Source organism: Sandaracinus amylolyticus, assembly GCF_000737325.1.
Taxonomy (GTDB): Bacteria; Myxococcota_A; Polyangia; order Polyangiales; family Sandaracinaceae; genus Sandaracinus; species Sandaracinus amylolyticus.
The window spans coordinates 1,338,095-1,358,638 of the sequence record NZ_CP011125.1 but is presented as its reverse complement, the minus strand read 5'-3'; the positions used below and the strand labels follow the sequence as shown (position 1 = coordinate 1,358,638).

The 20,544-nt window shown below is 72.3% G+C and carries 20 protein-coding genes; 9 read left to right on the top strand and 11 right to left on the bottom strand.

Translation table 11 applies throughout. The annotated features are described in order from the left end of the window. Positions 1-10: 10 nt before the first annotated feature. Complete coding sequence (locus tag DB32_RS05655) at positions 11-682, bottom strand: UdgX family uracil-DNA binding protein (protein WP_053238689.1); 672 nt, start codon at positions 680-682, stop codon at positions 11-13. A 244-nt stretch (positions 683-926) separates the two neighbouring features. Between DB32_RS05655 and DB32_RS05650 the strand changes: the two genes are divergently transcribed. Further along, the gene (locus DB32_RS05650; protein WP_083457165.1) at positions 927-2,534 is read left to right on the top strand and encodes an FAD-dependent oxidoreductase; all 1,608 of its coding nucleotides are present in this window, start codon (positions 927-929) and stop codon (positions 2,532-2,534) included. A 33-nt stretch (positions 2,535-2,567) separates the two neighbouring features. Here DB32_RS05650 and DB32_RS05645 read toward each other — a convergent pair whose 3' ends face one another. After that, on the bottom strand, positions 2,568-2,927 hold the full coding sequence (locus DB32_RS05645) for a putative quinol monooxygenase (protein WP_053231399.1): 360 nt from the start codon (positions 2,925-2,927) through the stop codon (positions 2,568-2,570). Between the two features lie 96 nt (positions 2,928-3,023). Here DB32_RS05645 and DB32_RS05640 point away from each other — a divergent pair, with 96 nt between their 5' ends. Continuing rightward, positions 3,024-5,318, top strand: a complete 2,295-nt coding sequence (locus DB32_RS05640) for an ATP-binding protein (RefSeq protein WP_157068753.1) — start codon at positions 3,024-3,026, stop codon at positions 5,316-5,318. Positions 5,319-5,343: 25 nt separating this feature from the next. Here DB32_RS05640 and DB32_RS05635 read toward each other — a convergent pair whose 3' ends face one another. Together DB32_RS05635 and DB32_RS05630 are read right to left on the bottom strand one after the other, a co-directional pair. Continuing rightward, positions 5,344-5,967 (bottom strand): hypothetical protein, encoded by a 624-nt coding sequence (locus tag DB32_RS05635; RefSeq protein WP_053231397.1) that lies wholly within the window; start codon positions 5,965-5,967, stop codon positions 5,344-5,346. Positions 5,968-6,018: 51 nt separating this feature from the next. Next, entirely contained in the window at positions 6,019-6,261 is a 243-nt protein-coding gene (locus DB32_RS05630; protein ID WP_053231396.1) for a hypothetical protein, read from the bottom strand. 175 nt (positions 6,262-6,436) lie between these two features. Between DB32_RS05630 and DB32_RS05625 the strand changes: the two genes are divergently transcribed. Then, positions 6,437-6,691, top strand: coding sequence for a hypothetical protein (locus tag DB32_RS05625; protein WP_053231395.1), 255 nt, complete (start codon positions 6,437-6,439; stop codon positions 6,689-6,691). Positions 6,692-6,767: 76 nt separating this feature from the next. Here DB32_RS05625 and DB32_RS05620 read toward each other — a convergent pair whose 3' ends face one another. Together DB32_RS05620 and DB32_RS49010 are read right to left on the bottom strand one after the other, a co-directional pair. Further along, on the bottom strand, positions 6,768-7,934 hold the full coding sequence (locus DB32_RS05620) for a BON domain-containing protein (protein ID WP_053231394.1): 1,167 nt from the start codon (positions 7,932-7,934) through the stop codon (positions 6,768-6,770). A 162-nt stretch (positions 7,935-8,096) separates the two neighbouring features. Further along, positions 8,097-8,633 carry a dodecin family protein gene (locus tag DB32_RS49010; RefSeq protein ID WP_205627027.1) on the bottom strand — a complete coding sequence of 179 codons (537 nt, stop codon included), beginning with the start codon at positions 8,631-8,633 and terminating at the stop codon, positions 8,097-8,099. A 339-nt stretch (positions 8,634-8,972) separates the two neighbouring features. Between DB32_RS49010 and DB32_RS05610 the strand changes: the two genes are divergently transcribed. Beyond that, positions 8,973-10,016: a 3-oxoacyl-ACP synthase III family protein gene (locus DB32_RS05610; protein ID WP_053231393.1), complete on the top strand. Its 1,044-nt coding sequence runs from the start codon at positions 8,973-8,975 to the stop codon at positions 10,014-10,016. Between the two features lie 79 nt (positions 10,017-10,095). Continuing rightward, on the top strand, positions 10,096-10,869 hold the full coding sequence (locus DB32_RS05605) for a metallophosphoesterase family protein (protein ID WP_075097455.1): 774 nt from the start codon (positions 10,096-10,098) through the stop codon (positions 10,867-10,869). On the opposite strand, the gene DB32_RS05600 is transcribed toward DB32_RS05605, so the two are convergent. Next, the gene (locus DB32_RS05600; RefSeq protein WP_053231392.1) at positions 10,870-12,432 is read right to left on the bottom strand and encodes a DUF885 family protein; all 1,563 of its coding nucleotides are present in this window, start codon (positions 12,430-12,432) and stop codon (positions 10,870-10,872) included. Between the two features lie 55 nt (positions 12,433-12,487). On the opposite strand from DB32_RS05600, the gene DB32_RS05595 reads away from it, so the two are divergent. Then, on the top strand, positions 12,488-13,021 hold the full coding sequence (locus DB32_RS05595; RefSeq protein ID WP_053231391.1) for an ExbD/TolR family protein: 534 nt from the start codon (positions 12,488-12,490) through the stop codon (positions 13,019-13,021). Here DB32_RS05595 and DB32_RS05590 read toward each other — a convergent pair whose 3' ends face one another. Both DB32_RS05590 and DB32_RS05585 read right to left on the bottom strand, forming a co-directional pair. Further along, positions 13,022-13,690, bottom strand: a complete 669-nt coding sequence (locus DB32_RS05590; RefSeq protein ID WP_053231390.1) for a dienelactone hydrolase family protein — start codon at positions 13,688-13,690, stop codon at positions 13,022-13,024. 19 nt (positions 13,691-13,709) lie between these two features. After that, the gene (locus DB32_RS05585) at positions 13,710-14,525 is read right to left on the bottom strand and encodes an amidohydrolase family protein (RefSeq protein ID WP_053231389.1); all 816 of its coding nucleotides are present in this window, start codon (positions 14,523-14,525) and stop codon (positions 13,710-13,712) included. Positions 14,526-14,583: 58 nt separating this feature from the next. Between DB32_RS05585 and DB32_RS05580 the strand changes: the two genes are divergently transcribed. Together DB32_RS05580 and DB32_RS05575 are read left to right on the top strand one after the other, a co-directional pair. Beyond that, positions 14,584-15,222 carry a class I SAM-dependent methyltransferase gene (locus DB32_RS05580; protein ID WP_075097828.1) on the top strand — a complete coding sequence of 213 codons (639 nt, stop codon included), beginning with the start codon at positions 14,584-14,586 and terminating at the stop codon, positions 15,220-15,222. A 373-nt stretch (positions 15,223-15,595) separates the two neighbouring features. Beyond that, entirely contained in the window at positions 15,596-16,885 is a 1,290-nt protein-coding gene (locus DB32_RS05575) for a trypsin-like serine protease (RefSeq protein WP_083457163.1), read from the top strand. A gap of 160 nt (positions 16,886-17,045) precedes the next feature. Here DB32_RS05575 and DB32_RS05570 read toward each other — a convergent pair whose 3' ends face one another. Beyond that, a complete protein-coding gene (locus DB32_RS05570; RefSeq protein WP_053231386.1) occupies positions 17,046-18,041 on the bottom strand; it encodes a YihY/virulence factor BrkB family protein in 996 nt (331 codons plus the stop codon). A 63-nt stretch (positions 18,042-18,104) separates the two neighbouring features. After that, entirely contained in the window at positions 18,105-19,247 is a 1,143-nt protein-coding gene (locus DB32_RS05565) for a phosphodiester glycosidase family protein (protein WP_053231385.1), read from the bottom strand. On the opposite strand from DB32_RS05565, the gene DB32_RS05560 reads away from it, so the two are divergent. Then, positions 19,246-20,532 (top strand): hypothetical protein, encoded by a 1,287-nt coding sequence (locus DB32_RS05560; RefSeq protein ID WP_053231384.1) that lies wholly within the window; start codon positions 19,246-19,248, stop codon positions 20,530-20,532. The genes DB32_RS05565 and DB32_RS05560 overlap by 2 nt on opposite strands. Positions 20,533-20,544 lie beyond the last annotated feature (12 nt).

Below are 20,544 nucleotides of genomic sequence, written 5' to 3'. Positions count from 1 at the left end.
GCGCGCCATTCTACGGTTCGCGCGCGCGAATGCGATCCCCCTCGCGCGACTTGCGCGACGGCTCGCCCAGGTGTGCAGCGATCACGCGGAGATCCGCGACGAGCTCGGCGCGTCGCGCGGCGCGCGAGGCCGCATCGGGGGCGCGCAGCACGACGGACGGATGGTGTGTCGCGAGCACGATCGGCGCGTGCGGGCTCGCGATCACGCGGCCGCGATCCTTGGTGACGCGGAACGCGCGACCGAGCAGCGCTTGCGCCGCGGTCGCGCCCAGCGCGACGAGCGCGCGCGGACGCACCCGCGCGAGCTCGGCCTCGAGCCACGGGCGACACGCCTCGACCTCTCGCGCGCGCGGCTTCTGGTGGATGCGTCGCTTGCCGCGCGGCTCCCACTTGAAGTGCTTCACGGCGTTCGTGACGAACACCTCGTCGCGATCGATCTCGGCCTCCTCGAGCGCCTCGTCGAGCACGCGCCCCGCGGGACCGACGAAGGGCAGGCCCTCGACGTCCTCGCGGTCGCCCGGCTGCTCGCCGATGAGCATCACGCGGGCGCGCGCCGGGCCCACACCGAGCACGCCGTGCGTCGCACGCGCATAGAGCGGACAGCCGCGGCACGACTCGACCGCGTCGCGCAGCACGCCGAGCGACGCGCTCTCCGGCACGAACGGCGCCGCGCTCCACGGCACCTCGTCCTCGAGCGACGCGTAGTCGACGAGCTCGATCGCCGGCTCGCCCTTCTCGGTGCTGCGTACGCGCTTCGCCACGCGTGCGATCGCTGCAACCGACGTTCCCCCGTGATCGCGCGGGCGGAACGCCCCGGAGGGTCGCATCGCGCCACGCTTCGCGGCGCGACGCGAGCACACGCGCGGCCCAGGACGGTGGCACGCAGCTCGCAGCCTCGGCGACGGCTCCACACGCCGAGGAACCTCGATGAAGTCGACCGTCTCGCTCTGGAACGTCTCGCCGCACCCTCGCTTTCCGATGCTCGAAGGCGAGCACCACACCGACGTCGCGATCATCGGCGCCGGCATCACCGGGCTCACCGCCGCGCTGATGCTCGCCGAGGCGGGCAAGCGCGTGTGCGTGCTCGAGGCGCGCACGATCGGCTCGGGCGTGACGGGCGGAACCACGGCGCACCTCACCGAGGCCGTCGACACTCGCTACCACAAGCTCGAGTCGAGCTTCGGCAAGGAGGGCGCGCGCCTCGTCGCGGAGTCGAGCCGCGCCGCGATCGAGCGCATCGCGCTGAACGTCTCGAGCTATCGCATCGACTGCGAGCTCGAGCGCGTGCCGGGCTGGCTCTACGCGGAGAACGACGATCCGAAGGGGCTCGACACGATCGGCAAGGAGCTCGCCGCGTCGCGCCGCGCGGGCCTGCTCGTCGCCGAGGAGCCGAGCATCCCGCTGCCTTACGCCGAGCGCATCGCGCGCGCGATCCGCTACGAGAACCAGGCGCAGATCGACGCGGGCGCGTACCTCGACGGGCTGGCGCGCGCGGCGAGCGATCGCGGTGCGCGGATCTTCGAGCACACGCGCGTGCTCGCGGTCGACGAGGGCGAGCCGTGCGTGCTGCACCTCGAGAGCGGCCACGAGGTCCGCGCGCAGAAGGTCTTCTTCGCGACCGACGCCGCGCCCCACAAGTACTTCCTGCAGACGAAGGTCTCGCCGTACCGCTCGTACGTGCTCGCGTTCGAGGCCCCGATCGAGCGCGCGCCCGGCCTCTTCTGGGACACCTACGAGCCGTACCACTACATCCGCAACGCGACGGTGCTCGGGAAGACGTTCGTCGTGATCGGCGGCTCCGACCACCGCACCGGCGGCGAGAGCGAGACCGAGCGCCACTACGACGAGCTCGCGAAGTACGTGTTCGAGCGCTTCGGCTTCGGCGGCGCCGCGCTGCGATGGTCGGCGCAGGTCTACGAGCCGGTCGACGGACTGCCGTTCATCGGCACGCGCCCGACCGGCGAGCACGTGCACTTCGCGACCGGCTTCAGCGGCAACGGCATGACGTTCGGCACGATCGCCGCGATGATCACCGCCGACGCGATCATGGGCCGCGTCTCGCCGTGGGCCGATCTCTACGCCGCGGGGCGCATCAAGCCCTTCGCGTCGGCGCAGGAGTTCGTGAAGCACACGATGATCGACGTGCCGGTCCACTACGCGAAGGACTGGGTGCTCGGTCAGGCCGAGGCGGCGAGCGTCGACGAGGTCGCGCGCGGCGAGGGCAAGATCGTGCGCGTGAACGGGCGCCGTCTCGCGGTCTACCGCGACCCGCACGGCACGCTGAGCGCGGTCTCGCCGGTGTGCACCCACCTCGGCTGCCTCGTGCACTTCAACCAGGCCGAGCGCAGCTGGGACTGCGCGTGCCACGGCTCGCGCTTCGACACCGACGGCAGCGTGCTGCACGGGCCCGCGACGACCGCGCTCGCGACCAAGCCGATCGACGAAGCGATGACGCCGATCCCGGTGCGCGTCGACGAAGAAGACGAGCGCTCGGCGCCCGACTTCCTCACGGAGCCGACGTTCCGGCGCACCTGATCCATCACCCGCCGAGCGGGCGGCCCTCGTGCGTCATGCGCGTGCCTCGAGGGCCGGCGTCAATGGCATGTGGACCGCAACACCCTCGCGGCCGGAGGTCCAGTCTCGCAAGTACTGGTTGAGCTCTCCGTAGAGGGTCGCCGACACCAGATCCGCCACCGCGAACAGCTCGCGGAGCAGCGAGCCCACGTGGTGGTTGTGGGCCTCTGCCGCATCGGCGTCGACGTACTCCTCGAGGATCGAGTAGTGACCGGGCTTCTGCGTGACGAACCACTGGTAGCGCAACGTTCCTGGCTCGGTCGCGGCGGCGGCCGCCAACGCACGCGCCACCCGTAGGAACTCTGCCTCGCTGCCGGCCTGCGCTCTGAATTCACACTGCACCACGAGAGTCATCAGGCTCTCCTAGCGCAGGCGACGGAACGACGCAGGGTCGTCGCAGGGACGACGCTCCATCACGCGTCGAGCGTGCGGTGACTTCCGTTCTGGACCGTGCGATCCGGGACGCTGACGCGTCGCGTCGTGCGGGATAGAGTCGCTCGCGTGATGGGGGACACGACGGTGGGCGACGGGGGTCGCTCGGCCGCCGAGGGCGCGCGCGTCGCTTCGGCGGCCGATGGCGACGAGCTCGCGCTCGCGCGCGCTCGGATCGAGCGGCTGGTGCGCGCGCTGGACGCGGAGCGGGAAGCGCTGCAGCGGAGCGAGGATCGCTTCCGCGCGGTGCAGGAAGCGGCGAGCACGCCCTTCCTCGTGGAGCGCGCGCTGCGCGACGCGACGGAGCGCGTGGTCGACTTCGAGCTGGTGTGGGCGAACACGGCGGCGCGCGCGAGAGGCGGCGCGTTCACGGAGCTCGGGGCGCGCCTCACGCACGTGCTCGAGAGCACCGAGCGCGACGGCACGCTCGACTGCTTCGCGCGCGTGCTCGCGTCGGGCACGACCGAGGCGCGCGCGGTGACGCTCGAGACGGGCAGCGAGCGGTGCCGCATCGAGCTGCACGCGGTGCGGCTCGGTCGCGATCTGCTCGGGCTCACCGCGCAGCTCGTCGACGAGCGGCACGCGGCGGAGCGCGAGCGCACCGCGCTGCTGGCGCGCGAGCGGCGTGCGCGCGCCGAGGCCGAGGCCGCGCTGCAGAGCTCGCAGACGACGCTCGCGCTGCTCGACGGAGTGCTCGACAACTCGCCCTCCGGCGTCGCGTTCTTCGACCGCGACCTGCGCTACATCCGCGTGAACCGCGCGCTCGCGCGGATGACCGGACGTCACCCCGAGGCGCACGTCGGGCGCACGCTGCGCGACACCGCGCCCGAGCTCGCGCCGCTGCTCGAGCCGCTGCTGATCCGCGTGCTCACCGAGGGCGCGACGTTCTCGCAGCCGATCTCGCGCGGGAGCGAGGACGACGACACGCGCCGCGACTGGCTGGGCAATCTGTTCCCGGTCTATTCGCCCGACGGCGCGATCCTCGGCGTCGGCCTCGACACGGTCGAGATCACCGAGCTCGCGCGGGCGCGACGTCACGCGGAGGAGCTCGCGCGGCAGCTCGAGGGCGCAGCGAGCGAGCGCGAGGCCCTGCTGGTGCGCGAGCGCGACGCGCGCGAAGAGGCCGAGGTCGCGAACCGGCTCAAGGACGAGTTCCTCGCGATCGTGAGCCACGAGCTGCGCACGCCGCTGCACGCGATCCGCGGCTGGGCCTCGCTCGCGAAGAACGGCGGCGCGCTGGCGAAGCAGGCGGTGCCGCTCGATCCGATGGTGCGCAAGGCGCTCGACGTGATCGATCGGAACGCGGAGGCGCAGGCGCGCATCATCGACGACCTGCTCGACGCGTCGCGCATCATCGCGGGCAAGCTCGCGCTCGAGGTGCAGACGATCGACATCGCGACGATCGCGCGCGACGCGGTCGAGGCCGCGCGGCCGAGCGCGGTGTCGAAGGGCATCACGGTCATGCACGCGATCTCGGCGCGCGACGCGTGCGTCGTCGCGGACCTCGGGCGGGTGCGGCAGGTGATGTCGAACCTGCTCTCGAACGCGCTGAAATTCACGCCGCGCGGGGGGCGCGTGACGATCGCGGTGCAGCCCGAGGCCGACGAGGTGCGCATCGAGATCCGCGACACCGGCGCGGGCATCGCGGCCGAGCTGCTCCCGCACGTGTTCGATCGCTTCCGGCAGGGCGAGCAGGCGACGACGCGACGCCACGGAGGGCTCGGGCTCGGCCTCTCGATCGTGCGTCAGATCGTCGAGCTGCACGGCGGCACGGTGCGCGCGGAGAGCGAAGGCTCGGGCCTCGGCGCGACCTTCACGATCGTCCTGCCTCGCCGCCCGCCGCGCAGCACGCCGCTCGCGGTGCGCCCGCCGAAGCCGATGCGCGCGAGCACGCCGGTGCTGCGCAGCTATCGCGTGGTGGTCGTCGACGACGAGGTCGACGCGCGCGATCTCGCGAGCGTCGCGCTGTGCGAGGCGGGCGCGGAGGTCGACGTCGCAGGCTCGGTCGCGGAGGCGCTCGAGGTGATCCGCCAGGTGCGGCCGCACGCGATCATCAGCGACATCGGCATGCCGGGCGCCGACGGCTACGAGCTCGTGCGCAGGCTCCGCGCGAGCGAGGTGCTGACGCCGATCGTCGCGCTCACTGCCTACGCGGGCGCTGCCGACGCGGAGCGCGCGCAGGCCGCGGGGTTCGACGCGCACCTCACGAAGCCGGTCGAGCCGGCGCAGCTCGTCGGCGTGATCGCCAAGCTCCTCGGCGAGGAAGAGACGATCCCGGGGTTCGGGAGCGGGCTCGGCATGGATCCGTCGTGATCGACGGCCGAGCCCGCGCTCGCCCTCACACCTGACCGAGCGCCGGCGACGAGCGCGACCCGTCGCGGTCGGCGCGGCCGAGCAGACGATCCAGCAGACCGCGCACCTTGCCGGTGTGCTGGATCGCGCTCTCCGGGTGCCACCCGAACCACGCGAGCTGCGCGCAGACCTCCTCGACGAGCGGCTCACGCACCGAGAGCCACTCGGTGCACCACGAGACGAGATCACGATCGTCCGCCGCCTCTGCCGCGCTGCGGATCAGCTTCACGAGATCGACGCCGTGGCGGATGCCGAGCAACGTCGCGCGATACGAGCGCTCCGACTCCATCACGCCGTCGGTGAAGTGGCGCCGCACCCACGAGAAGCTGTCTCCGATGCGCTTGCCCGTCCGCGACACCGGCAGCCCACGCCGCCGCGCCAGCTCGGGCAGCTCGGGACGAACCGACGCCGCATGCGACGACACGGCGCGGAGCGCGCGCGCGGGCGCGCTGTTCCCCAGACGCGCGGCCTCGAGCGGCGGGTGGATCTCCGCGGAGCGCTCGGTCTGGAAGAGCTCGTGGAAGAGGCTCGTGAGGAGCGCCCGGTGCGGGTTGAGCTCCCGCGCACGCTCCACGTCGTGCTGCTGCATCTCGACTCGGCTCGTCGTCATCGCTTCTCCTCGACACCGCCCCGGCGTCCCGTGCCTCGACATCCTCGCGGCTCAGATGGCATCCGCGACCGCAGGCGCGGGGCGCGCTTCGCGCTCGCCCTCGCGCCGATCCCGCCATCGCGCGATCGCCACGTCGAACGCGCTGCGCACCCGCTCGCGCAACGAATCGCTCGCGAGCGCCGATCCGACCGCGCCCGCGATCGCGGCGGCGCCGAGCAGCGGTGCCGCGATCGGCATCGCGCGGCGCACCGACTTGCGGATGCGCTTGCGGAGTCGCTTCGCCTTCTTCGCCACGAAGGAAGGATTTGCAGCCCGCGTACCGCGTCCCCGGCGTGCGCCCCAGGCGCGTTCGTGGGGAAATTCTCCCGGCGTCCCGCGAACCGAGATGCGCAATGTCGCCTCGCCCTGTGGCGCTCGCATGCGCAGGCGACGCGCCCCGCGGCACCTCGGTTGCACCGCACGCGTCGCGATGAGGCACAAGCTGAAGAAGAAGACGCGCAAGCGCTTGAAGCGCCTCGCGCGCACGATGGGCCGCGTCGGGGGCGCGATCGCGGTCGAGATGGTGACCGAGATGATCGCGACCTTCGCCGAGCGCAGCAGCGAGCTCACCGTGCGCATCGAGCGACACCGCGCCGAGCGCGCCGCGGCCCCGCGCCCGCGCAGCGAGAACGGTGCGCGCGAGCGCGATCACGGGCTGCCTCGCACCGCCGACGATCACGCGTGACGACGACGGAACGCGACGCGGGCGCGCCGGGCCATCCGCCCCGCGCGCCCGCGTGCTCTCGTGCTCGCGCCGTGGCTCAGGACGAGCGCGCGTTCCGACCGCGGGTGCCGCCCTCGGTCGCGTCGCCGCCGCTCGTCGTGGTCGTCGAGTACGTCCCGGCGGTGCCCGTCTGCGTGTGCAGCTCGGTGCGCTTCACACGGAGCTCGTTGCGCACGTCGTCGACGCCGTGCACGTCCTCGATCATCTGCTCGAGGCGCCGCTTGTGCTCGCGGTCCGAGACGGTTCCGGTGAGCGTCACCTCGCCGCTCGCCACCTTCACCTCGACCTCGCTCGCGTCGATCCAGCCCTGGCGCGCGATGACCTCCGAGACCTCCTCGCGGATGCGCTCGTCGCTGCGCTTGTAGCCCTTCGGGCCCTTGCCGAAGAACGGTCCGCGCTCGCGATCACCGAGGCCGAACGCGTTGCGGATCCCCTCGCCCATGCGCTGGAAGAAGCCGCCCTCCTCGCGCTCGTCGCGATCACGCTCCCAGCCGCCGCGCTCCCGATCGCGCTCGCGCTCCCAGCCGCTCGCTCCGCGCTCGCGCTGCTCACCGCGCCCGTAGGTGCTCGTGCCGTAGCCGCCCCCGCCGTAGCTGCTGCCCGCGCCGTAGCTGCCACCGCCGCCGTAGCTGCCATAGCCGCCCATGCCGGTCGCGCCGTGGCCGTAGCCGCCGCCGTACCCGGTGCTCGCGCCGTAGCCTCCGGTGCCGCCGCGCGTGTACCCGCCGTAGCCTCCCGGCGTGCCGGTCCCGCCCATTCCGTAGCTCGAGCCGCCATAGCCGCCCGACGTGCCGAACGAGCTCGTGCGACCACCGAGGCCCATGCCCGTCGTGCCGCTCTCGCGCTGGCCCGCGCCGTATCCGCCGGTCGCGTGCGAGCTGCCCCAACCGCCGCGCTCGCCGAGCCCCATGCGGCCATAGCCGTGCTCGTCGTCGCGCCCGTAGTCGCGACCGCGCCAGTCCTCCTCGCGCCGCGTCATCGAGCGCTCGTAGGTGCCGTAGTCGCGACCGCGCCAGTCGTCCTCCCGACCACCCCAGTCGCTCGACGCGCTGCGCCAGTCCTCGTCGCGCGTGCGGCCGAAGTACCCGCCGCGCTCGCGCTGGTCGTCGTCGCGCTCGCGCGAGGCTCCGCCGCGACGCTCGTCGCGGTCACGGCCCCAGCGCTCACGGTCCTCGCCCCATCCGTACCGACGATCGCGATCCATTCGATTGCCTCCGTCCGTCTTCGCTTTTTTGTTCATTCGTGCGCGTCGTGCGCCCCAGACGCGAGGAGTCGGACACACGACGTGCCCGACTCCCTCGCTCCGTCGTGCGCGACTGACGTGCTCGCGACTGGCACGCTCGACGAGCGCGCCAGTCGCCGTGGATCAGGCGTACTCGCGGCGACCCTCGCGCGCGCGGCGAGAGCGCATGTGCTCGTGCACCGCGAACGAGATCTTCGCCACGAGCCGGAACTCGACGATGCGCCCGTTCGCGACGATCGCCTGCATGTCCTTCACGTAGATCGACTTGATGTCGTCGATCGTGCGGCTCGCCTCCGCGACCGCGCGACGCGTCGCGTCCTCCCACGAGTGCGGCGACTGCGCGACGACCTCGATCACCTTCACGATCGGCGCCTCGCCGCGCTCGAGGCGCACGTCGTCGTCGCCGCGCATGCGCTCGCCGCGTCCCTCGTAGCCCCAGCCCTCGCTGCCGCCGCGTCCGTTGCCGGAGCGCCACTCGTCGCGATCGCGCATCCCGGAGCCGAAGCTCCGCTCGCGCTGATCGTCGTCGCGCGCCCAACCGCCGCGCCCGCCGCGCTCCATGTCGCGGCCGCGCATGCCCATCGAGCGGTCGTCCTCGCGCCCGTGCTGCTGGAAGCGCCAGTCGCCGCCGTACCCGTTCATTCCCCAGTCCTGACGCATGTGTCTCCTCTGGTGCTCGCCGTGCTCGGTCGTCCCCGGTAGGCCGTCCCGCGGCTGCATGGCGCGTGCCCCGACTGCAGCGTCTCGTCTCACGCCGCACGCGCGTCACACCGCGTAGACCGCGCCGCGAAACGCTCGCGAAACGTCGAGCCGTGCGACGATCACCCGAGCCCGCAGACGCGCAGCAGGCTGCCCCGCTGAGGCATTCGTGTGCGCGACGCGCGGTCGCATCCACGTCCGAACGTCCCGGGGAAGCGCGCGAGGGCTCCCTCAATCGTCCATTTGTGCAGGCTCGCCCGGACGTGCTACGCGACGCGCCTCCCTGGAGGTTTCAGAACCGTGCCGAACGCCTACATCTCGGGAACCGGTGGCTACGTGCCGCCGCGCGTGGTGACGAACGACGATCTCCGCACGCAGTACGGGATCGACACCACCCACGAGTGGATCCACCAGCGCACCGGGATCGAAGAGCGCCGCTACGCCGAGGACGGCGTGGGCTCGGCGGACATGGGCTTCGAGGCGGCGAAGATCGCGATCCAGCGCGCCGGGCTCACGCCGCGCGACATCGACATGATCCTCTTCGCGACGCTCTCGCCCGAGCATCACTTCCCGGGCAGCGGCGTGTTCATGCAGCGAAAGTTCGCGGAGCTCTTCGAGGGCGACATGCCCAAGTACGTGCCCGCGATGGACATCCGCAACCAGTGCAGCGGGTTCCTCTACGGCCTCGGCACGGCCTCCTCGATGGTGCAGTCGGGCGCGCTCAAGCACGTGCTCGTCGTCGGTGGCGAGACGCACTCGGCGGCGCTCGACATGACGACGCGCGGGCGCACCGTGACTTCGCTCTTCGGCGACGGCGCGGGCGCCGTGGTCGTGAGCGCGACCGACGACCCGAAGCGCGGCGTGCGCAAGTGGCACCTCGGCGCGGACGGCCGCTTCGCGGAGGCGCTCTGGATGCCCGTGTGGGACATCCGCAAGAAGCCCTTCGTCAACCTGCCCCACGGGCGCGACGGCAAGGCCGAGATCGATCCCGGCACGCTCTGGCCGCAGATGGACGGCAAGCAGGTCTTCCGCCACGCGGTGGAGAAGATGTGCATGTCGCTCATGCAGGTCTGCTTCGATCAGTCGCTCTCCGCGAACGACATCGATCTCTTCGTGTTCCACCAGGCGAACATGCGCATCAACACGTATGTCGCGGACACGCTCGGGATCCCGCAGGACAAGCTGATCCACAACATCCACAAGTACGGCAACACCACGGCGGCGACGATCCCGCTGCTCCTCGCCGAGGCCGAGGAGACGGGTCGCCTGAAGCCCGGCATGAAGGTCGCGATGGTCGCCTTCGGCTCGGGGTTCACGTGGGGCGCGGCGATCGCGGATTGGTGATCGCAGCCGTCCTCGATCCCGCGAAGAGGCCCGCGACTGCCGCTCGGCAGCGCGGGCCTCGCGCGTTCCGTCGGTGCGCATGATCGAGCTCGTCGACGTCGAGCCCACGCCGTGCTCGTGGGTGCGCTACCTGAACGCGAGCCCGCGCGGTCGCAGCGAGGTCTCGCGGCTGCCGGTGCACCTCGCGCGCGCGCACGGGCTGCCTCGTGACCTCGACGCGCTCGTCGCGACGAGCGACCTGCAGGGCGTCGTGCCCGACCCTCACACGCGCGCCTCGACGCTGCTCGGCGTCGCGGTCGCGGAGCACCTCGTCGCGCTCGCCGACGACGGCGTGATCCCGCGCGCCGAGCGAACGGGCGTCGTGCTCGCGGGCGACCTCTACAGCGTGCCCGAGGCGAACCGGCGCGGCGGGTTCGGCGACGTCGCGAGCGTGTGGGACGCGTTCGGCGCGTCGTTCGCGTGGGTCGTCGGCGTCGCGGGCAACCACGACGACGTGACGCGCGTGCGCGAGGGCGCGCTCGACGGCGATCACGTCGTGCTCGACGGGCTGCGCATCGGCGGCGTCGGGCGGATCGCGGGCGACCCGGCGAAGCTCGGGCGGCGCGACGAGCGCGAGCAGCACGCCCGCATCGAGCTGCTCGCGGAGACCGGCCTCGACGTGCTCGTGCTGCACGAAGGGCCGTGCGGGGATCGCGCGCAGCCCGGCGCCGATGCGATCCGCGCGCTCGTCGAGCGACATCGCGTCCCGCTGACGATCTGCGGCCACGTGCACTGGGACGAGCCGCTCGCGCGACATCGCGGCGGTCAGGTGCTGAACGTCGACACGCGCGCGATCGTGATCGTCCCCGCGTGATCACAGCAGCGCGGGCGGCACCGGCCCCGCCGCGAGCAGCGCCGCGATCGCGCGCGTCTCGTCCCCACGCGCGCGGTGCGGCGCGAGGTGTCGCTCGATCGCGAGCGCGCCCGTGAGGTACGTGAGCGCCTGCAGCGGGATGCGCTGGTAGCGCGCGACCTCGCGCGTCGCGATCGAGTCGGGCAGCAGTGCACGATCGTTCAAGAACGAGCGCGCCTCCGCGATCGACATCGTTTCGCCGTGGATCCCGAGATCGACGATCACGCGGGCCGCGCGGATCGCGCGCACGTTCCACGCGTACACCGTGGCGAGGCCCTCGTAGAAGCCGAGCTCGAGCATGCGGTGCTCGACCCACGTGGCCCAGCCCTCGATCGACAGCATCGCGCCGAAGTACGAGCGCGCCATCGCGACGTCGTCGGCGATCGCGAGGAAACGAACCGGCCGCGGATCGCGCCCGTGCGCGCGCGCGAACGCGAGGCTCTGCAGCGCGTGCCCCGGCACCGCCTCGTGCACCGCGAGCAGCGGCGCGGCCATCGCCGGATGCACGCGCGCGTCGCGCGCGACGAGGAAGTCGGCGCGCGGCTGCGGCGCGACGAGCGGGGCCGCCCAATTCTGGGCGTGACCGGCCTCGGCGATCGCCGGCGGGAGCACACCCACTCGCACCGCGAGCGCATCGTCGAAGGGCACGAGACCGTGCGCGCGCGCGAACGCGCTCGCCCGCGTGACGAGGGCCTCGTACGCCGGGATCACGTCGTCGTCGCGCGACGCGATCGAGCGCGCGTAGAGCGGCTGCATCGCCGCGCGAACGGCGGCCACGTCGCGCGCCCCGTCGAGCTCGGGCACCCGCGCGGCCGCGCGCACCAGCCCGTCGTGGGCGCGCTCGAGCTCGACGTGCGCCTCCGCGAGCGACGTCTCGAGCGAGAGCGCCATGTCCCCGAGGCGCGCGCGCGTCTCCTCGGCACCGATCGCCCCCGACGTGCGCGCGCTCGGACGTACACGATCGTTCAAGAATCGCGCGTGCGCCTCGTACGCCCTCGCCGCATCGGGCGCGCCGAGGTCGTCGAGGGCGCGCGCGATCGCCGGGAGCGATCGCTCGGCGATCCACTGCACCGTCCCCGCGTGCGCCCGCACGCCTTCCGCGATGCCCGCCGCGAGCGTGCGCTCGTGCGCCGCGAGGAACGCGGGGATCGCACGGATGCGCGACGCCGCGACCGCGCGCGCGGTCTCGTCCTCGGCGTGCACGAGGTGATGCCGGAGCAGGTGATACGGCAGCAGCCCGAGCTCGACGTTCGCGAGGTGCGCGCCGCGCGCGACGCGCCGTACCTCGTGCCGCGCCCACGACGTGATCATCCACGCATCGAGCCGCGCCTCTCCGTCGACCGGGCACGGCTCGAGCGCGCGCAGCATCGCACCGAGCGCGCGCGCTTCGTCCTCGATCGCCTCGCGCGATGGGTCGCACAGGCGCCCCACCGGATCGACGATGCCGAGCGTGCCCGCCTCGTCGGGGTGCGCGTCACGCCATCGGTCGAAGAACGCTGCGCGCAGGCCCGCGAAGTCGGTCATGCACCGAGCTTGGGGTCAGCGGGAACTTTCTCCACCACGCGCGCTCCAAGCGCCGATGGCCTCGCCGCTCTCCATCGCTCGCCACGTACGACGCGCGCTCGCACGACGCCGGTCCGATGCGCCGCTCGACGGCGAGCTGAACATCGTGCCGTTCCTCGACATCATCACGAACCTGCTGCTCTTCCTGCTCGCGACCGCAGGCTCGGTGATGATGGTCGCGCAGGTCGACGCGCAGCTCCCGCGCGGCCCGCGCGGCGCGTCCACGAACGTCGTCGCGACCCCGAGCGTCACGATCGTCGCACGCGGCGTCGTGATCGCCGGGCCCGGTGGGTTCGCGACCGCCGAGTGCACCGCGACGACGCGCACGTACGCGGTCGCGGTCCCGCGCCGCGACGGGGCGATCGACTCCGCCGCGCTCTCCGCGTGCGCCGCGCGGCTCCACGCGTCGCTCGGGCAGGACGATCGCGTGATCCTGAGCGCCGATCCGAACGTGCCCTACGACGAGCTCGTCCGCGCGATGGACGCGCTGCGCGCCGACGGTGATCGCCCGCTCTTCTCGGACATCCTGCTCTCCGCGGGCGTGCGCTGATCAGCCCTTCAGCTTCGCGGCGAGGTACGCGAGGGCGCGCGACCACGCCTCGTTCGCGGCCTTCGCGTCGTACGCGCGCTCGTCGCCCTCGCGCATGAACGCGTGGCCCGCGTCGTACACGTGCAGCTCCATCTCGCCGCCGTTCGCCTGCACCTCGCTCTGGAACTTCTGCGCGCGCGCCGGCGTGGCCCACTCGTCGCGCGCCGCGAAGTGCGCCTGGATCGGGCACTTCACCTTCGACGCATCGAAGTACCCGGGGATCGGGATCCCGTAGAACGGCACGGCCGCGCGGAGCCCCTCCACGCTCGCCGCGGCCGCGAACGCCATCGCGCCGCCCATGCAGAACCCGACGATGCCGATGCGTCCGTTGCACCGCGGGTCCTGCTCCAGCCGCGCGACCGCCGCGGCCACGTCCTGCATCGCCGCGCCGGTCGAGAGCTTCTGCATCAGCAGCGAGGCGTCCTCTTCGTTCGTCGCGCGCTCCCCGTGATAGAGGTCGGGCGCGAGTGCGAGATATCCCTCCGCCGCGAGCCGATCGCACAGGGCGCGCACGTGATCGGTGATGCCGAACCACTCGTGCACGACGATCAGGCCGGGCACCTCGCCGTCGCCCGCGGGTGTCGCGAGCTCCCCGTCGACTCCATCCGCGACCCGGATCTTCTCGCTCATCGTCCCCCCACCGAGGCCATCAGAGCCCGAAGATGCGCACCGCGTTGTCGCGCAAAAAGAGGCGGCGCGTCTCTTCGTCGAGGCCGAGCGCGTCGAGGCCCTCGAGGCACGCGCCCGGCGTGATCATCGGGTGGTTCGATCCGAAGAGCACCTTCTTGCGGCCGTTCGTGCGCATGAACGCGACGAGCGACGCGGGATATCGGCTCGCCTTGTAGGCCGACGTGTCGATGTGGACGTTCGGATATTTGGTCGCGAGCGAGATCATCTCGTCGGTCCACGGGTGTCCGACGTGGCCACCGACGATCACGAGCTCGGGGAAGTCGAGCGCGACACGATCGAGATAGGGAATCGGCCGCCCGGGCTCCGAGGGCATGAGCGGCCCGGTGTGCCCGACCTGCGTGCAGAACGGCAGTCCGAGATCCACACACGCCGCGTAGATCGGGTAATAGCGCGGGTGATCGGGCGGAAGCTCCCAGAGCCACGGGAGCATGCGCACCGCGCGGAAGCCGCGCGCCGCGCAGCGACGGATCTCGCGGACTGCCTCCATCGGTCTCCGCAGATCGGCCGACGCGACACCGATCAACCGTCCACCGCTCGCGTCCACCCACCGCGCGACGTCGTCGTTCGAGATCAGCGGGCCGCCGGGGCCCCACCACGCCGAGATCAGCGCGCGCTCGACGCCTGCGGCGTCCATCGCGCCGAGCGTCAGCTCGAGCGGGATCGCGTCCGGCACGACGTCGATGCGCATCCATCGCCGGAGCGTCTCGAACATCGGATGCGCGAGGAAGGTCGGCGTCGGATGTTGGATCCAGGCATCGATCACGCGGACGTCCATGCGCGCGACGGTACACCGGGTCGCGCCGCGTGCGCGCTCGTGCGATAGCGATCGATCGATGACGCCGCTGAAGCAGGTGTGGGATCGCGAGGTCGTCGGACGACTGCTCGATCACGGCATGTCCGGCGTCGATCCGCTGCGCGCCGAGCTGCTGCGCGACGTGCGCGGCCGCGTCGTCGAGATCGGCTTCGGCACCGGCGCGAACCTGCCGTTCTATCCCGACGCGGTCAGCGAGCTCGTCGCGGTCGAGCCGAGCGTCGGTCTCGCCGAGCGCGCACGCCCGCGGCTCGAGGCATGGGGCCGTCCACATCGCGTCGTGAGCGCGTCCGCATCGCGCCCGCTGCCGCTCGACGCGCGCTCGTTCGATGCGGCGGTCGTGACCTTCGTGCTCTGCTCGGTGAACGACGTGAAGGCGGTGCTCGGCGAGGTCGCGCGACTGCTCGCGCCCGGCGCGCCGCTCTTCCTCGCGGAGCACGTCGCGGCGCCGCGCGGTGCGCTCCGGCAGGTGCAGAAGACGATCCGTCCCGCGTGGAGCGCGCTGCTCGGCGGCTGCGATCCCGCGCGCGACACGCGCGCCCGGCTCGACGAGAACGGCTGGGACACGAGCACGCTGCGCGACGTCGCGCTCGAGCTGCCGTACCCGGTGCGCCCCGGTCTCGTCGGCACCACGCGCCTGGCGGCCCGAAGCTCGGCGTAGGCGCGCGCTCGCCGGGCCGCGCTGTGCCGCGCGGTTCTCGCCGTGTCCCGCGGTGCACACGCCCATGGGCCTGTGCTCGCGTGGGCGGCCCATGCGTTTTTCAGCGCGACACGACACGCGCTCTCGCGATGACGTCCGATTTCGTCTGCGATGCACGAAACGTCGCTGGCACTCGAGGTGCTCTACGCCGGCCCGCAACGACGAAGGCGAAGTCCGGTGCGTCGGTGGAAGTCGTTCGACGCAATCCCGACAGAGCATCGACGGGGGCGAGTGAGCGCCGGAGTCCGTCTTCGTCCGAGCAAACCCATTTCGCATGTCGTGACTGCCACGCTCGACCTTCGAGCATGCCAGTCGAGAGGGAGAGTTGCGTCCCATGAGACAACATCGTTCGTTCGGCCTTCGACTGGCACGCATGGCCACCGCGGCGGGCGCCGTGCTGGGGCTCGGCACCGGCGCGCTGGGCTGCGCGTCCGAGCGCGCACCAGAGGTCGCGGAAGAGGAGATCATCGGCGGCGTCGCCGCGAATTCTCCGAGCCTCGACGCGATCGGCAGCCTCGGCCTGATGAGCCCGTACGGCAGCATCGAGCCGTTCTGCACTGCCACGCTCGTCGGACAGGAGACCGTGCTGACGGCGCGCCACTGCTCCGAGCTCTTCGACTCGGGCATGTACACCGGCTACGGCTATCGCATCGTGTTCGCGATGGGGCCCGACGGATACGCGCCGCGTCGCACCGTCGAGGTCGTCGCGTCGACCGAGCTGCCGCGCGGTGAGCAACAGAGCTTCGTCGGCTATTGGCGCGACATCGCCGCGCTCCACCTCGACACGCCGATCACCGACATCACACCGGCGCGCATGGTGGCGCTGACCGATCGCGACATCGGGAAGGAGTTCGCGGTCATCGGCTACGGCATGCGCAACAACGCGGGCGAGTACGGCATCCGCCGCGCCGGCACGGTCGAGCTGCGCGCGCGGGAGGGCCGCATCTTCGAGATGATCTTCGGCAGCTACGAAGCGTTCCGCGAGTGGCTCGTCGGCCAGGGACACTTCGGCGTCATCCTCGATCGCGCGGCGCTCGAGCGCGAGCTCGGCATCACCTTCCCCGCGGAAGACGAGGACGGCGGCCCGCCCGACGAGGGCGATGCGGGCCCGCCGCCCGACGAGGGCGATGCCGGCGTGCCCGGCGACGGTGGCCCGCCCGACGACGGCGATGCAGGTCCCGACGACTACTACGAGCAGCTCTATCGCCAGTACTACGAGACGACGTATCTGATCCCCGAGTACGAAGCGTGGGTCGGCAACACCGAGGGTGACGCGCAGATCTGCCACGGCGACTCGGGCGGTCCGCTCACGCGCGTCGTCAACGGCCAGCTGCGCGTGTTCGGCGTCGCGTCGTGGGGCATCCACTCGCGCGAGATGTACTGCAACTACGGCGGCATGTACGCGGTGTTCGGCCAGGAGTCGCTCGACGCGGCGAACCAGGCGCGCCGCTGGCGCGACCCGTGCGGCGACGCGACGGTGCTCGGCGAGTGCCGCGGTGACGTCGCGGTGCGCTGCACGGGCGCCGGTGAAGGCCCGCGGCGCGTGACCCGCACGCGCTGCAACCTGCTCGGCCAGACGTGCGGTACCGGCGACGACGGTCAGGTCGCGTGCGTCGATCCGTGAGCCCGTCGTGAGCGACCCGCGCGCGGCGTGACGATCACTCGTCGCGCCGCGCGCGTGCTCGAAGACGAGCACTCTCGAATCGGCTCGCCCCCGGGTCCCCACCGCCGCGCGCTTCGCGCGCTCTCGTCCGCGACCCGCGGGACGAGCACTCCGGTAGGGACTATCGCGCGTACGAGGGACCGAGCGTGTCGGCCATCGTCGCGCCGCGCTCGCCCATCGGGGCCGGCTCGCCGACGGTGCTGTCCTTCGCGGTCTGGTGCTCCATCTCGGCGTTGATCTCCGCGCCGAGCAGGACCGCGTAGGAGCTGAGATAGAGCCAGAGCAGCAGCACGATCACGCCGCCGAGCGCGCCGTAGGTCTCGTTGTAGCTGCCGAAGTTGGACACGTAGAACGAGAAGAGCGCGGTCGCGCCGAGCCAGAACGCCGTCGCGACCACGCCACCGGGCGTCACCCAGCGCCACTTCGCGTGCGTGCGGCACGGCGCGAAGCGGTAGAGCGCGGAGAGCCCGATCGTCGCGAGCAGCGCGAGCAGCGGCCAGCGCCCGAACTCGAGCACGCGCTCGACGACCCGGCCCAGCCCGACGTACTCGAAGATCACCGGCAGCACGCCGACCGAGAACACCGCGAGCGCGATGAAGAGGATCGCGCCGACGGTGAGCGCGATCGAGAGCGCGCGCAGCTTGAAGAAGTTGCGCGTCTCTTGCTGGTCGTACGCGATGTTGAGGGCGTCGATCAGCGCACGCATGCCGCCCGACGCCGCCCAGAGCGCGCCGAGCAGCGACACGACGAGACCGATGCCGAGGCCCTGCCGCGGCGTGCTCACGATTCCGCGCATCTGATCCGAGAGCAGCGTGCGCGCGTCGCCGGGCAGCGCGCTCGACATGCTCGAGACCTGTCGCTCGACCTCGGCGGGATCGGAGATCAGTCCGTAGAGGAGCACCAGCGCGATCAGCGCCGGGAAGATCGCGAGGATCGTCCAGAACGCGACGCTCGCCGCGACGACCGAGATGCGGTCCTCCTTCATCTCCTTCTTCACGCGGAGCAGCACGTCCTTCCAGCCCTTCGGCGGGATCTGGGTGGGACGTTCCGCTTCGCGACCGCGATCTCGCTCGTGCGCTGCGCCCAGGTCGTGGGATCCGTGAGTCGTGTTCGCCACGCTGCGCCTCCTCCGACGTCGATGCTCGAGACGCTGCGCCACATCGCGGAGCGCATCTCGAGGTCACCGTTCGGAGTTGGCAATCGGCACGCCACGCGATCGGACGAGGGGCGCAGCGCCACGCCGTCGTCGCGCGATCACGATCGCGCCGAGCAGCACGAGCATCGCGAGCGCGACCACGGGCGCGACGAGCTCGCGCAGCGCGCCGAGCCGGAGCGGAGGCGGCTCGGGCGCGAGGCGATGTGTGCTCGGAGCATCGATCTCGGGCGCGCCGCCGAGCGCGCTCTCGAACGCAGTGGGCGCGAGCGCGGGCCACTCGGGCGCGATCACGCCGAGGTGGTTGAGGACCTCGCGCTCCACGCCGCGCACGTACCGCTCTTCGCGCCCGCTCGCGTCGCGGCGGACGTCTTCGGTCCGCGCGCCGAGCGCGAGCTCCCAGCGGCCGCGGCTCGGCACGTTCACGACGCCGCCCGAGCGCGCGACGTACATCTCGCTCGAGCCGCCTCCGTCGAGGTTGATCGCGTCGTGCGCGCCGAGCTCGATCATCGATCGCGCGAGCTCGTAGAGCGTCATCCCGCGGCTGGTCGGACGGCGGCCGTCGACGACGACGAGGATCGCGGTGCGACGATCCTCCGAGAGGCCGACGGCGGTGCGCGGCTGGCGTTGGTTCGCGGTCTCGAACGCGTCGAGCGCGGCCTGATCGATCGCCCCGGCGCGCACGAGGATCGGCCGGCCCGAAACTGCGTCGACGAGCGTCGCGAGCTCGGCGTCCGCGACTGCTTCGCCGGGCGCTCGCACCAGCGCGCGACCGCGCGCATCGATCGCGAAGAAGCCCATCTCGGGATCGGCCGCGGAGGTCGGCCACGCCTCGCCACCGCCGATCGCGAGCCCACGCGGCCGCTGCAGCGCGCCCCAGAAGCCACCGTTGATCGCGCCCGCGAGCGCGTGAGCGCGCGCATGGTCGCCGACGGTCGTCCAGCGATCGTCGTAGCGCGTCGCGACGATGCGAACACCGGGATGCGCGAGCGAGACGACGAGCGCGTGCAGCTCGGTCGGCGTCGTGGTGATGCGGAAGAGGTAGCGGACGCCGGGGTTCGGCTCGGACCACACGTCGCGCGCCTCCGCCGCGCGACGTGGCACCTCCTGCGCGCGCGCGGGCAGCGCGAGCGAGAGGAACGCGATCAGCGCGACGCACGACGCACGCATGTCGCGAGGAGCGCAGTGCAACGCACGTGCGTGGCGCGCCCGCTGCACCGAGCCCGCGCTCGTGCCGACGTTCTGCAGCGATCCTCACGCAGCGCGCGCATCGCGCGCGTCTCGATGGACACGGCCACGCGGACGCGCGCCCGCGATCGCCGACGCGCTGCTCGCGACGACGCTCCTCGCGACGACGCTGCTCGCGACGGCCTGCAACACCGGCACGAGCGCCGAGCCCGACGCTCGCGCTGCTTCCCCCGCACCCGCCGTCGCCGTCGCACCCGCACCCGCCGTCGCCGTCGCACCCGCCGTCGCCGTCGCACCCGCCGTCGCACCCGCACCCGCCGCCGCGGATCGCGCCCTCCGCGATCGCCTCGCGACCGCGCCGATCGTCCTCGTCGAGCGCGGCCACGGCGGACGCAGCCTCGCGTTCCGCGTCACGCTCGACGACGGATCCCGCGCGTACTTCAAGCCCGAGCAGACGTTCTCGGGCACCCACTGGTACGCCGAGATCGCCGCGCATCATCTCGATCGCGCGCTCGGCCTCGATCGCACTCCGCTCGTCGTCGGTCGTCGCATCGCGTGGTCACTGCTCGCGCCTGCCGCCGAGGGCGATGCCCGCGTCTCCGAGATCGTCGTCGCGGAGGACGGCACCGTGCGCGGCGCGATGGTCGCGTGGATCGAGGACCGCCTCGTGCCGCTCCGCGCGCCGCTCGGCTGGGAACGCTGGATCACCATCGACGAGCCACCCGCGATCACACCATTCCAGCAAGCGCGCGCGTGGCGTCGCGCGCGCGCCACGACGCCCGACCCCGACGCGCTCGACGCGCGCGACGAGCCGTTGCCCGACGTGCCCGACGCGTCCACGGCACCGCCCGTCGCGCTCGAGCCCGACGTGCCGTCGCGACCCGCGGAGCTCAGCGACCTCGTGCTCTTCGACTTCCTCGTCCACAACGTCGATCGCTGGAGCAGCAACTCCACGAACGTGCGCACGCGCGGCGAGCACGGCCCGCTCGTCTTCCTCGATCAAGCGGCGGGCTTCTCGCCGCGACGCGCGCGCCTCACCCTGCTCGACGAGCGCCTCGCCGCGACGCAGCGCGTCCGACGCCGCACCGTCGACGCGATCCGCGCGCTCGATCTCGACGCGTACGCCGCGACGCTCGCGCGCGATCCGCTCGCGCCCATCCTCGACGAGCGACAGCTCGCGCACCTCGCCGAGCGACGCCGCGCGCTCCTCGATCACGTCGACGCGCTCGTCGCAGATCACGGCGAAAACACGGTGTACGCGTGGTGACTTCATTTGAGC

Excerpts from the sequence above, each read along its gene's own strand:
- DB32_RS05650 (WP_083457165.1), top strand. The coding sequence starts at position 927 with ATGAAGTCGACCGTCTCGCTCTGGAACGTCTCGCCGCACCCTCGCTTT.
- DB32_RS05645 (WP_053231399.1), bottom strand. The coding sequence starts at position 2,927 with ATGACTCTCGTGGTGCAGTGTGAATTCAGAGCGCAGGCCGGCAGCGAG.
- DB32_RS05635 (WP_053231397.1), bottom strand. The coding sequence starts at position 5,967 with ATGACGACGAGCCGAGTCGAGATGCAGCAGCACGACGTGGAGCGTGCG.
- DB32_RS05625 (WP_053231395.1), top strand. The coding sequence starts at position 6,437 with ATGAGGCACAAGCTGAAGAAGAAGACGCGCAAGCGCTTGAAGCGCCTC.
- DB32_RS05620 (WP_053231394.1), bottom strand. The coding sequence starts at position 7,934 with ATGGATCGCGATCGTCGGTACGGATGGGGCGAGGACCGTGAGCGCTGG.
- DB32_RS49010 (WP_205627027.1), bottom strand. The coding sequence starts at position 8,633 with ATGCGTCAGGACTGGGGAATGAACGGGTACGGCGGCGACTGGCGCTTC.
- DB32_RS05605 (WP_075097455.1), top strand. The coding sequence starts at position 10,096 with ATGATCGAGCTCGTCGACGTCGAGCCCACGCCGTGCTCGTGGGTGCGC.
- DB32_RS05600 (WP_053231392.1), bottom strand. The coding sequence starts at position 12,432 with ATGACCGACTTCGCGGGCCTGCGCGCAGCGTTCTTCGACCGATGGCGT.
- DB32_RS05595 (WP_053231391.1), top strand. The coding sequence starts at position 12,488 with ATGGCCTCGCCGCTCTCCATCGCTCGCCACGTACGACGCGCGCTCGCA.
- DB32_RS05590 (WP_053231390.1), bottom strand. The coding sequence starts at position 13,690 with ATGAGCGAGAAGATCCGGGTCGCGGATGGAGTCGACGGGGAGCTCGCG.
- DB32_RS05585 (WP_053231389.1), bottom strand. The coding sequence starts at position 14,525 with ATGGACGTCCGCGTGATCGATGCCTGGATCCAACATCCGACGCCGACC.
- DB32_RS05580 (WP_075097828.1), top strand. The coding sequence starts at position 14,584 with ATGACGCCGCTGAAGCAGGTGTGGGATCGCGAGGTCGTCGGACGACTG.
- DB32_RS05575 (WP_083457163.1), top strand. The coding sequence starts at position 15,596 with ATGAGACAACATCGTTCGTTCGGCCTTCGACTGGCACGCATGGCCACC.
- DB32_RS05560 (WP_053231384.1), top strand. The coding sequence starts at position 19,246 with ATGTCGCGAGGAGCGCAGTGCAACGCACGTGCGTGGCGCGCCCGCTGC.
- DB32_RS05565 (WP_053231385.1), bottom strand. The coding sequence starts at position 19,247 with ATGCGTGCGTCGTGCGTCGCGCTGATCGCGTTCCTCTCGCTCGCGCTG.